This is a genomic window from Maricurvus nonylphenolicus (genome assembly GCF_042854845.1).
Classification (GTDB): Bacteria; Pseudomonadota; Gammaproteobacteria; order Pseudomonadales; family Cellvibrionaceae; genus Maricurvus; species Maricurvus nonylphenolicus.
This window is the reverse complement of record NZ_AP031498.1, coordinates 1,241,530-1,254,315: the sequence shown is the minus strand read 5'-3', so window position 1 is coordinate 1,254,315 and position 12,786 is coordinate 1,241,530. Positions and strand designations below refer to the sequence as shown.

Annotated in this window: 8 protein-coding genes and 1 pseudogene; 4 read left to right on the top strand and 5 right to left on the bottom strand. The window is 45.9% G+C overall.

The window, feature by feature from the left end; all coding sequences use genetic code 11:
- Positions 1-6: 6 nt before the first annotated feature.
- Positions 7-3,810, bottom strand: coding sequence for a bifunctional proline dehydrogenase/L-glutamate gamma-semialdehyde dehydrogenase PutA (gene putA, locus ACGHZ6_RS05260; protein ID WP_390617763.1), 3,804 nt, complete (start codon positions 3,808-3,810; stop codon positions 7-9).
- A gap of 153 nt (positions 3,811-3,963) precedes the next feature.
- Between putA and ACGHZ6_RS05255 the strand changes: the two genes are divergently transcribed.
- Entirely contained in the window at positions 3,964-4,425 is a 462-nt protein-coding gene (locus ACGHZ6_RS05255; protein ID WP_390617762.1) for an Lrp/AsnC ligand binding domain-containing protein, read from the top strand.
- A 43-nt stretch (positions 4,426-4,468) separates the two neighbouring features.
- Here ACGHZ6_RS05255 and ACGHZ6_RS05250 read toward each other — a convergent pair whose 3' ends face one another.
- The 4 genes from ACGHZ6_RS05250 to ACGHZ6_RS05235 form a co-directional block, all read right to left on the bottom strand.
- Positions 4,469-5,089, bottom strand: coding sequence for a TetR/AcrR family transcriptional regulator (locus ACGHZ6_RS05250; RefSeq protein ID WP_390617761.1), 621 nt, complete (start codon positions 5,087-5,089; stop codon positions 4,469-4,471).
- 266 nt (positions 5,090-5,355) lie between these two features.
- Positions 5,356-6,834 (bottom strand): CoA-acylating methylmalonate-semialdehyde dehydrogenase, encoded by a 1,479-nt coding sequence (gene mmsA, locus ACGHZ6_RS05245; RefSeq protein ID WP_390617760.1) that lies wholly within the window; start codon positions 6,832-6,834, stop codon positions 5,356-5,358.
- A 74-nt stretch (positions 6,835-6,908) separates the two neighbouring features.
- Positions 6,909-7,793, bottom strand: coding sequence for a 4Fe-4S dicluster domain-containing protein (locus ACGHZ6_RS05240; RefSeq protein WP_390617759.1), 885 nt, complete (start codon positions 7,791-7,793; stop codon positions 6,909-6,911).
- A gap of 11 nt (positions 7,794-7,804) precedes the next feature.
- Positions 7,805-10,792, bottom strand: coding sequence for a molybdopterin-dependent oxidoreductase (locus ACGHZ6_RS05235; RefSeq protein WP_390617758.1), 2,988 nt, complete (start codon positions 10,790-10,792; stop codon positions 7,805-7,807).
- Between the two features lie 211 nt (positions 10,793-11,003).
- On the opposite strand from ACGHZ6_RS05235, the pseudogene ACGHZ6_RS05230 reads away from it, so the two are divergent.
- The 3 genes and pseudogenes from ACGHZ6_RS05230 to ACGHZ6_RS05220 form a co-directional block, all read left to right on the top strand.
- Positions 11,004-11,366, top strand: a pseudogene (locus ACGHZ6_RS05230) (glutathione S-transferase family protein); the annotation flags it as partial.
- Between the two features lie 63 nt (positions 11,367-11,429).
- Entirely contained in the window at positions 11,430-12,011 is a 582-nt protein-coding gene (locus ACGHZ6_RS05225) for a glutathione S-transferase family protein (RefSeq protein ID WP_390619147.1), read from the top strand.
- A 103-nt stretch (positions 12,012-12,114) separates the two neighbouring features.
- Positions 12,115-12,729, top strand: coding sequence for a TetR/AcrR family transcriptional regulator (locus ACGHZ6_RS05220; protein WP_390617757.1), 615 nt, complete (start codon positions 12,115-12,117; stop codon positions 12,727-12,729).
- Positions 12,730-12,786: the final 57 nt, after the last annotated feature.

Genomic DNA, 12,786 nt, shown 5'->3' with positions numbered 1-12,786 from the left:
ATTATCCTATGCCCCCATCGTCATCAAAGAAGCATTACCACCAGCAGCCGTAGTATCCACAGTCACGGTTTTCTCCTGCAGTAATCGAGGTAAAAGTAACTCAGGACGGGTTTCAGTAATCAACGGCAATAAAGCACCTTCTCGCTCTGCCAACATCAATTGAGCCCAGTGTGCACACACCGCCCCACGGTTAATCAAAGCCCCATCAATAATTTCTGACGCAAGAAGATCTCCGGCACAATCTATCGACTTCAAGATAAGGACAGATTCATAAACTCCAGCCTTGCGCAAATGACTCACTATTGTTTCAGCCATAGCCTGATGCTGCTCTGCCACCAACCAAACCACGGCATTACCGGCCATCAAGGCGATCAATACGCGCTTAACATTTACTTCAAAGTTATCCTCATCAGCGAGCAATGCAACCAATACTCCACGCGCTCGCCCTTTTAAGCAATTACTTTCACCAGTGGGACCCGGTAATATCTGATCCTGATCAATTCTGGACATTAATGTGTCTATCTGTGGTTGCAGCCAATTAATCACATCCGAAACAGAGGAGGGTATTTTTGAAAGAACATCTTTTGACAAACAACTTACAAAGCTGCGCATAATTAACTCACGTTTCTCTAGCGACAACGCTGCCCATTGATATTGCACTGATCGAATCTCATTAGATTGGAGATTCGCCGAAGCAATGCCAGGCTTAAATACTTTCTCTCTCGGCGCTTCAACTGATTCACCACAGGTAACCAAGCGAGACAGGTAATGGGGACCACCGGCTTTAGGTCCGGTACCCGACAAACCACAGCCACCAAATGGCTGAACACCGACTACAGCGCCGATCATATTGCGGTTAACATACACATTACCCACCTGGGCTTTGTCTGCTACACGATTACACACACCTTCAATACGACTATGTACTCCCAGGGTTAAGCCAAAACCCGTCGCATTAATTTGATCAATCACTGCATCTATCTGGCCGGCTTTAAATCTGATGACATGAACCACCGGGCCAAAGACTTCTTGTTTCAGTACGGAAAGTTCAGATAACTCAAATAAATGCGGCACAAAGAAATTACCTGACGTACAGGAACCTGGAATCTCGAGCTTGTGCAAAAGCGATGCCTTACCGGGCAACGCGGCTAAATCATCAACATGACTGTGTAAACGGGCCAACGCTTTTGCGTCAATGACCGGGCCCACATCGGTGGTAAGTAAGGCTGGATCCCCGATATGTAATTCATCCATTGCCCCTTTGATCATGGTAATGATCTTATCGGCAACATCATCCTGTAAAAACAATACGCGCAGCGCCGAACAACGTTGACCCGCACTCTGAAAACCAGATTGAATCACATCATCAACCACCTGCTCAGGCAGTGCGGTTGAATCCACAATCATGGCATTTTGACCACCGGTTTCGGCGATCAACGGGATACCAACATCGGCTCTGTTAGCCAGAGTTTTGGATAACCAGCGACCAGTATCGGTAGAACCGGTAAACATCACACCCTGAATGCGGGAATCGGGCACCAGCTTTTCCCCCACCGGTTTACCCGGCGCAACCACCAATTCCACCACGCTTTCAGGAAAGCCGCAGCTTTTCATTAACTTCACCGTTTCAATGGCAATCAGGCTGGTTTGCTCCGCCGGTTTAGCAACAACGGTATTGCCGGTAACCAATGCGGCGGCGACCTGCCCCAGAAAAATGGCTAACGGGAAGTTCCAGGGGCTAACACACAAAATAACCCCGCGGGCCTGCAGACTCTCATCGGCCATCAATTCTTCAGCACGGTCAGCGTAATAGCGGCAGAAATCAACAGCCTCACGCACCTCTGCCACACCATCGGCAATGGTTTTGCCTGCCTCTTTCGTGCATAGCGCCATCAGGCAGGCATGCTTGTCTTCCAACACAGTCGCCAAACGCCTTAACAGCGCTGCACGCTCTACAACCGGCGTAACAGACCAGGTGGTAAAGGCTTTTTCAGCGCGACTAATGCTGGCTTCTATATCTTCTTCATTTACGAACTGGATATTGCCAACCTGTTCCTGGTGATTAGCCGGGTTCATAACCTTAACGGCATCCTTAACGACATCGGTACTACCACTATCGGATTTTATAAAGCTCTGCCACCATTGCTCCATAGAGGCTTTTAACGCAGTTACCGTATTCACATCACTCAACTCTAATCCCATAGAGTTTTGACGCTGCCCTGTTTCAAGTTTAGATTTCGATAATATATCCAGAGGTTTTGGAATAGACAGGTTACGCTTTTGACCCCAGCTCTCTACCTGCTCCACCGGGTCCTGCAACAAGGATTCAACCGGAATCGTTTCATCAACAATGTTGTTAACAAAAGAACTGTTAGCCCCGTTTTCCAATAAACGTCGAACTAAGTAGGCAAGCAGGTCGGCATGTTCTCCCACCGGCGCATAAATACGGCAAGAAACCAGTTCCTTCTCTAAAACTTGATCGTATAGTGCTTCACCCATACCGTGTAAACGCTGAAACTCATAACCCTCGCGAACCGGATTAAGATGACCATCATCCATTTCCAAAATACTGGCAACGGTGTAGGCATTATGGGTGGCAAATTGTGGGTACAAATATTCTCGAGCAGCTAACAATGCTTTCGCACAGGCCTGATAGGACACATCGGTTGATGGCTTACGGGTAAATACCGGATAATCGGCCAGACCAGCTTCCTGACTCCATTTAATTTCTGAATCCCAGTAGGCTCCCTTAACCAGGCGCACCATCATTTTGCGACCGACTTGTTTACTAAGATCTCGCGCCCAATCAACAACCAACAAGGCACGTTTTTGGTAGGCCTGAATTGCCAATCCAAAACCATTCCAACCGTCAAGATCCTGATCGGCAAATACAGCCCCGATAATTTCCAGCGACAATTCCAGCCGATCGGCCTCTTCGGCATCAACGGTAAAACCAATATCGTACTGCTTAGCCACCAAGGCTAGTGCTTTAAGCTGTGGAACCAGCTCATTCAACACGCGTTCGCGGTGAGAAAATTCATAGCGCGGATGGATCGCCGAGAGCTTGACCGAAATCCCCGGGCTTTCCATGGGCCCGCGACCCTTAGCCGCTTTACCAATACTGTGAATGGCATCCAGATAACTTTGGAAATAACGATCCGCCGCCGCTTGCGTGCGCGCACCTTCGCCCAACATATCGTAAGAGTAACGATATCCGCGGCCCTCTTGTGCCTCAGCACGCTTGAGAGCCGAGCCGATGGTTTTACCCATAACAAATTGGGTACCCATGATCTGCATGGCATAGCGCACCGCCGAGCGGATCACAGGCTCCCCAAACCGATTAACCGTTTTCTTTAATAATCCTATTTGCTGCTGTTGCGAGTCGTTGTAGCTCACGACCTTTCCGGTCAGCAACAGCCCCCAAGCAGAGGCATTTACAAACAGGGAATCGCTGTGCCCCAAATGTGAAGACCAGTCCCCCTGGGTTAATTTGTCTCGAATTAAACTGTCAGTAGTTTCTTTATCCGGTACCCGCAACAGAGCTTCAGCCAGACACATCAAGACAATGCCTTCTTCGGTCGAAAGGGAAAATTCATTTAACAGCGCATCCACACCGCCCTTACCGGTTTGGGCACGACGTATGCCAACGACAAGTTCACGCGCCCTGTACCATGCCCGAGCTCGTACCGTTGCTGCCAGCTTCGCCTGTGGCAACAGGGACTCAATAACGACATCTTCATCCTGGCGGTAGGTATCACGAAAAGCCTGGGTAAAAGCATCAATAGCAGGGAATGGCTGGTGGGTAAGCATAGAAAAGCCCTTCATAGTCTCAACATCATATATGCTGTACTATAGTTAAATACTCATAGAATATGCGGCTGAACTTCCCCATTTTTCAGTAAGATATTCCAACCCAAGTAAATTAACAGCATATTATGCTGACAAGATAATTTGACTCTTACTATGCGCCAGCTCGACCGTACCGATATCGCCATACTCGACCACTTACAGCGCAACGGCCGCTGTTCCAATGTCGAACTCGCCAAACAGGTAAACCTCAGCCCCAGCCCCTGCCTTGAACGGGTTAAACGCCTGGAGGCCGACGGTTTTATAGAAAGCTATGGCGCCAAGCTTAATGCCGCTAAACTCAACCAGGCCATGTCGGCCTTTATTCAAGTTACGCTGGATCGCACCACCGGTGATGTGTTCGATCAGTTTAAAGAGGCATTGGTGGATATACCGCAGGTAGCAGAGTGCCACATGGTAGCGGGCGGTTTTGATTATCTGGTGAAGTTACGCTTTCGGGATATGGAGCAATACCGGGTGGTATTAGGGCAACTGGTGGAGTTGCCCGGTGTAGCACAAACCCACACTTATGTGGTGATTGAAGATGTGAAGCAGGATCGGGGGTTACATATTAAATAGATCACAGAAGGATCGGGTTACAAGGGCCCCCTGTTAGACTGTATTAATCTTGGTAGCGAGGTAAATCGAGCGCCATCAGGCGCTTAATCTCAACATCATCGATACCAAGCAGACGTAAAAAATACACCCCATAACTTTCAGCCTGTTCCAGAGTAACATCCTTATCGGCAACCCCCCACATGATACCTACAACTGAACAATTAAAAAATTTACCCAGCGATTCCGGATGTGGAATGTTAAAACGCCCGGACTCTACCCCACGCATCGAATCGGCCATGCTACGTGCTTCCAATCGATCACGAACATAACTATGGGGCATCTGACGCATAATGTGCCAGCCTTTTTGATCACTCACACATTGCACGGTATATCGATACGACACCAAAAAGATTTCTGCAGGGTCGGTGATCCCTTCAATCAGTTTATCCAGCTCGGCTACATGTGCCAACAGATAATCATCAGACAAGGCTTTGAGTAATTCCTGTTTGGAATCAAAGTGATTATAAAAAGTACCCAACCCCACATCGGCGGCTTCGGTGATATCAACAATGCTGATATCTTCCAGATCTTTTTCCAGGGTTAACTCCCCAGCAGCTTCCAGAAGCTTTTTACGTGTACGAGCTTTCCTGCGAGCACCTCTATCTACTTTTACGACATCTGTCATTGCACTATACCCTCAAACCTAGTCTTAAGCATCTCAATCGAGAGGTAACTTTATCTTCCGCATAAATAAGTTAGACCTTTACTTTACCACTTCATCAGCCCTATTCGCACATGAATATAACTCAGAGCTTATGTTTAATGGAGAATATATTCGAGATCAGGATGACAACAGATTGCGTGCTTCTTATGGGAGATAAAAAAAGGCGCGGCATAAAGCCGCGCAAAGAGAGAGAGTACGCAGAGAGTTCTCCCCAAATCGGATCAATCCTAGTCTTCTGACATAAAGGTTAAATTAACAGAGCTTTGTGCTGGGTCAGGCCAGCGAGTAGTAACCGCTTTAATTCTGGTATAAAACGATAACGACTCTGGGCCTGTCACTTTTGTCTCAGTAAAGGCACTATCTTTCCAACCACCAAAGCTATGAGAAAATGTCGGCACAGGAATAGGGATATTAATACCCACCATACCGGCCTGAACACTTTCAACATATTCTCTAGCAACACCACCATCACGAGTAAACAGAGCTGCACCGTTACCAAGCGGATGCTGTTCAGCAATTTCCATAGCTTCTTCAAGAGTATCAACTCGTACTACGCTCAACGCAGGCCCAAAAATCTCATTATCATAAACTGACATTCCAGGTTTAACATGATCAAAAAGTGTAGCTCCCACCAGATACCCTTCATCTTCAACATCTCGACCGTCGACTACAACTTCAGCACCTTCACCTTCAGCGGATGCAATAAAAGAATGAATTCGATCCTTACTTTCACGACTAATCACTGGTCCCAACTGCACACCAGGAGTTGTTGCAGGCCCGGTTTTAACCGCAGGAATCCGCTCTTTAATTTTCTCCACTAAGGAGTCAGCCGCATCGCCTACAGCCACTAGCACAGAAATCGCCATACAACGCTGACCTGCAGCACCATAAGCGGCAGACACAGCGGCATCAGCAGCCATATCCATATCAGCGTCAGGTAATACGATCATGTGATTCTTACCGCTACCAAATGCCTGAACTTTCTTATCATTTGCAACACCAGCGACTCTTACCTTTTTCGCAACGGTGGTACTTCCAACAAAAGTCACACCTGCAACATCAGGGTGCTCCAGTATTCTATCTACAACAACGCGATCCCCATTAATGACATTTAAAACGCCATCGGGTAATCCCGCCTCTTTAAATACCTCTGCAATTTTACGCAAGCAGGTAGGAACCTTCTCGCTAGCTTTTGCTACAACTGTATTTCCGCAGGCGATAGCCATTGAACTCTGGATTACAGGAATCATCACAGGAAAGTTAAAAGGACTTACCGTGCCCACTACACCTATAGGAAACCGTGCATCATAGGTATCAATTCCTCCTGATACATTACGGGTTAAGTGTGTGGTATACCAACTCACTACACCCGATGCATAAGCGATGGCTTCCAATCCCTTGCCGAATTCAGCCATAGCATCTTCGCGGGTTTTTCCACCTTCAAGCATCATAATTTCGACAAATTCAGATGCACGTGATGATAATATTTCCCTGGCTTTTAAGAGAATATCCGCGCGTTTCTGCAATCCGGATACAGACCATCCAACTAACGCCTCTTTCGCTGCAGCAACCGCAAGGTCAACTTCTTGAATGTCAGCATGAAGTACGGTAGAGATTTTCTCTCCGGTAGATGGATTGTAAATTGAGGATTCATCAAAGTCATTGGCTACTGCCTTACCACCAATAAAATGGTCAACAACTGTCATAGTAAATTATCTCTTTTTAAAGTGATGATGGGACTGAAGCTTTCAGGTTCCTACCTTTTCTACAGCCAAAATTTTTAAATACAGCTAGACTCTTCCTTTACTGAAGGTTGCAACTGTGCAGCCATCGAAATTTCAGTTAAGCAAATACTTTCATTGACACTGTCAACAGTACGGCAAATCTCTGCCAGACCATCTTTTTCAATTACAACTTGATAACCCTTAGTGCGCGAGTCAATATGATCAAATTTGAACTCACCAAAATCAGACGTCAACGTATTTGCAACAACACTGCCATTTAACAACAATGAAACCTTAGCTCCCGCAACACATTCCTCTACTCCTTCATTCTCAGTAACTACCGAACCCGCAATAAAATTCTTAGTTACCCGATGAAGGTTTTTATAAAAGACTCTCGCTTTCTCACCAAAATACGGACCTAAGGTTTCAAGTTTCATCTCTTCAGCACGCTTAGCCATCTCAGCATCAGTAATTTTCACAGCATCAAATACACCTGTAGGGCAGGTTTGCTGGCAGCGAGGTTTATCCCACCCCTGGTCCAGTAAATGCGCATCGAATATCCAGGTTTGAGGAACTTTCAGCGTCTCATTCCAAACAATTGCCCCATACGGACAAGACTTAACGATATCTTTACGGCCCTTAGCTTTATCTGGATCAATAATAACAATGCCATCATCGCGTTTGTGAATAACATCGCTGGCATTTTTTATACAGGGAGCATCATCACAGTGATTACACATTTTTACCAGATAGGCAGTATCCATAAGAGCGCCAGTACCACGGTTTTTACGCGTAATAGAAATTAACTCAGCACCAGTGTGATCCGCAGCGGCACTGTATCCTGGATATTCGTTGCCAACGTACTCATCTTTAGCAGCCAGCACGCAATTGTTGCAATTCTCACAACGCTCAACATCAATAATAAGATTCCACTTTTTCATTGCTGTACCTTTTAACTAGCCCGCTGCATCAATACTTGCCTTAAAGCATTTACGTTTTGATATTTTTCGATCTGAACCAATGTAGAGTTAGGCCCCATTGAATGAGTACCCTGTGTCTGGCTTCGAGAAGGAGACAGGTTATTCAAGCACCCACCAATCTCTACCATTTCACCGCCAACCCTCAAAGGCATATACTTTGCACTAGCTTCATAACCCTTAGTAATACGTCGAGAAACCATTGGCGTCACCTCAGCCACGCAAACTACGGCACCTCGATCATTGTAAATCTTGACGAGATCGTTTTGTTTAATTCCACGATCTTTCGCATCATCTGCATTAATTTGGATAACCCAAAAATAATGCCCATGAATCAAGCGGCGATGATCCTTAATCTGGTCAGTAAACCCTTTGTTATCTGCATAAGTATGGAAGCTATAACGACTATGGGTAGCAATCATCTGAATGGGATATTTATCAACAAGCTCTGTTGTTCTTAGCCCCTCCCATGAAGGTATATAACGATTTACCGCAGGTCTATCCGGATGATCCTTCTCATTACGTTTCAAGATTGTGGGGACAAATTCAAACTTACCGCTGGGTGTTTGTAATCCATACCCGAATTCTTCAGCAAATTGTGAAGGCAATGGTTGAGGCTCAGGGATATCTTTTTTACGGCCCTCGGCAAACCACTTCATGCTTAGAGGTGCCCGTAACTCCTCTTCTTCAGCAGGCACGACAAAGTACCCTTTCTTTACAAATTGTTTCCATGAAATGTGGTCAGGTAGATCTGATGAATCAAATTGTCGTTTACACCAATCCAACTCACTACACCCTTCAGTGAAAACAGTGCCAAGCCCGAGCCGCTCTAATATTTCTTCAAAAATTTGATAGTCTGACTTCGACTCTCCTAAAGGCTCGATGCATTTCTGTTGAAGCGCAATAACCCGATGGTTAAGCATCTCGACACTATGGTGGCCATAACCACCGCCATTACAGGCTTCCCCGATATCCCAACGCTCAAATGACGTACATGCTGGAAGAATGATATCGGCAAACTTTGCATCACCCTCCATAAAGATAGACTGGTTAACAATAAACTCGATGCTCTTATGCCGGAATGCTTCAGCGAATCGGCCTGATTCAGTTGCAGTGCCGAATAGCGAACCTCCATATCGATAAATCATGCGAATCGGTGAATATCCTTTCATCGGGTATTCAAAAGGCGTAAATTGATTTTCCTGGGATGCGCAATCCCATAGATAACCCGTACATTTACCCTCTATGATTGCTTCAGGAATTTTCTGCTTAGGTATCTGTTGCTTGACCGGATTCATGGACAGCACATGGGGCATACGTTGATAGTTGTTTACCATGTTGCCGTTATTCGCTAAATCCCCCGAAATACCACCATCAGCATAGCCAGGGAAATAAAACTCTAAATCCAGTGGAGCACCTGCGGTAAGGTGACCCATGTTGATTCCAGGCTTACCCCACCCCTGCATAGCCAACATCATAACCATACAGCGAGCCCACTGCGCTCCAGTTGCACCTCGACAAGCGCCACCAAAACCCGTCCCTGTTACACCACAGCCCAGATAGGTTTTTTTCTTTCCCCATGAACGCGCTAAAGCACGCACGTCCCGAGCGGGTACCCCGGTTTCATTTTCCTGCCATTCTGGTGTTTTAGGCTCCCCATCACTGGCTCCCAATAAATATTCACACCACTCATCAAAACCGGTAGTTCGCGTCGCGACATAATCTTTGTCATACAAGCCTTCTTCAAGCCACACATACATGATTGCAATTGCTAATGCCGCATCAGTCGCTGGCTTGATAGGCATCCATTTGCCGCCTAACAACTGAGCTGTAGGATTAAAGTGAGGATCGATATGAACGAACTCTATGCCATTTTCTTTGGCCCAAAGCCGACGTTGGGTACTTTCAAATCCACCATAAATACCATTAGTACTTTCAGGATCTGCTGACCAAAAGATAATTTGATCAGCTTCCTTCATGCAATCTTCCATCGTGCCATAACCAGGTGAAGCACCAGCTCGCATCGAATGCCCCACATGGTGTTGAGCACCCCAGAACCACCCCTCCCAACTGTCAGGGTTCATGGCCATGCGAGTAAATCCAATTTGATTGCCAAAACGCATCAAGGCACTCAAGTAGTAACCAATATTTCCCCATTGATGATGAGAAGGCGTTGGCAAAAATATGGATCCGGGCCCATGCTCTCTCTTCTGGCGATTAATTTCTTTAGCAACAATATCCAAAGCCTCATCCCAGCTGATTCTTTCGTACCCGGATATACCTCTATTTTGAGGGTTTCTCTCACCATCTGGATCAAAGTCAACCCGCTTCATAGGATATAGAACACGATTCTCTGAATATACCGCGCCTTTATTTGATAAAGCATGTGGAGCAATGGTTGATTGCCGCTTAGGCTTGAAGGTCTTACCGCGGGCATCAATTTTAAAGCTCCCGGCATCTTCATCCGTAAAATCGATAGGCGTTAAGCGAAGGATTTTTCCTTCTTTGACATAAACATGAAGTGGACCACCATTTGTTATAGTGGTGTATCGTTTCGAGCCATCCTTCATCGCAGTTCCGTACGAGAACCCCTCATACGCAACACGCTGCATCAGCTTAAGAATCCAGTTACTTAAATAGTCTGGCCCCTCTACTCCCATAAGGAAATTTTTTGCCGCATGAACCTTGTAAGCAATATCTGCCGTAGGACTGAGAATCTTTAAGGCTACATTTAAATTCTTGAAAACCAGACCAACATCAGGGTTTTCATGAATTCCCGCCCTAGAAGTCACTAGTCCATCTTTGAAGATGAAATAACGTCCTAATTTATTATTCTTGAGCTTTATCTGTAGAACACAGTCGTGCTTTCTAGCTTCTTCTCGAAATGAAGCGTGCCGCTTTGAGACTCGGTTAATCACCGGACCAAGCCCGAATAAAATAGTCCGTAGAATAGTGCTCTTCATCTCATCTCTCTCTTGATTCACCGCTGGATGGCGCAGGCAGAAAAACACGCCTATTGCATCCAAATAGGATTTCTAGTCTACTGTCTAAAATAGACATTAGTCAAGTGGATAAATAAAATCCATATAACGAGGTAAAGATCACAAACAACGAACTGGGCACCCCCCTTCTGCCCCCAAACAGTTTATCGAGCAATAAATACGGTCCTTATTCATGATATCTATAACACTAGCCTTGCTTATTCTATTTACCATACTATGTGCAGCATTTATCAGGGAAAAACGGCGACGGAAGTCACACCCCGTTGCGGCCGGACTGGATCCAACCGTGGTCCTACCACATAACCAGGAATTTGAACTTTACAGTAACCCTTTCTCACACTGCTCCCGCAAAGTACGGCTTGTACTGGCTACCCTCAATATCCCCTATCGGCATCATGAGATAGACCTCATTGAGACAGGTCATTACCAGACCATAAGCCCAGACTACCTAAGAATTAACCCTGCCGGGCTAGTACCCACACTGGTTCACAACGGCAACCCTATCTACGAGTCAGACGATATATTGGAATATGCAACCCAGCATGCAACTCCAGATGCTCCACACCTAAAGCCTTCATGCCCACAGGCAGTTAAGTCCATGGAAAAGTGGATAAAACTCACTTCTCTTTCGGGAGATCCACTAACCTCAGACATGAGTAAAAGCGCGGGATTGTGTATTCCAGCCTTATCTATCCCTCTCTTTGCTCAGGCTATTAAACATATCCCAACACACCGCATAGTCACGGGCTTGCTGTTTCACCCTGATAAAAGGCGTCCACTCATTTTTTTAGCCGCAAAACTGCTCAGCGCACATCGTTTTTTGAGAATTCCGAAAGTTAGCAAGCTGGTAATGGATAGTCGCCATGCAATGACCAAGCATTTATTAAACCTGGAAGGTCAACTGCAAGGGTCTCCCTGGCTGGCAGGAAGAAGCTATAGCCTTGCAGATCTTACTTGGGCATGCACCTTACTACGACTTGAAGAGACTGGCTGGCTAGAATATTACTGCAAAGAGCTTGAATTAGTCGCTATTCCTAAATACTACGATCGACTAAAACGTGAGAAGAATTGGTATCCTGCTATTGATTCAGTTCAAAGCCCAACGATTATAAAAGCAACGAAAGCCCTAAAATACGCACTGGAGAATGACAAAAGGCTTTCATCACTACTCTATAGCTAGTATTCACTTACTCGCACTACTATCTTTGGTTATGTTAATATCAGTGCATGAGTAACGATGAAACCTCATCGGCTAACAATAACCAACACTGTGATCTACAAACATGGCAGGCAGCAACAATTCCACCCCATCCGCTCGCGGCAGAGAAGCTGTAGAAGCAAAATTAATTGATTCGACCTGTACACTCCTTGCCTCTACAGGCCCCAACGCCTTAAGCATTAGAGATATTGCTAGCCATGCCGGCGTTAATCATGGGCAGATACATCATTATTTCGGAGGTAAGCAAGGGTTAATTACGGCAGCTATTAAAAAGCTAGCTCGTGAACATGAAGAGCATGCAAGGGAAGGTGGACTTGATGAATTTGAAGGCCCTAAGCACCTTACTCTGGGTAGAGACCAAAACTATGTTCAAGCCGTTATCCGTTCGATACTGGATGACCAACTGGACCTAGCAATCCTGGATATAGAAGATAATACCTCAGTCCCCCGCCACATAATGAAAGCAATCACCAAGCTTTTGGGTCACAGAAAGCCAACTACCGAAATCAAGGGTTTTATGGCTAGCCAAATGGCCATAGAACTGGCATGGGCTGTTTTCGAACCTTACATTATGGCGCAAATAGATGCTAAGCCCGCTGAAGTCGCAAAGATTCGTCAGTATGTCATTGACCAGATGGAAGAACAACGAGACCTGCTTGCCAAGAAAGCCAAGAAATAGGAGATAGCGCCAAAATCGATACAGATATTTGGCGCCCTCTTTTATGCAGCTAGTTAA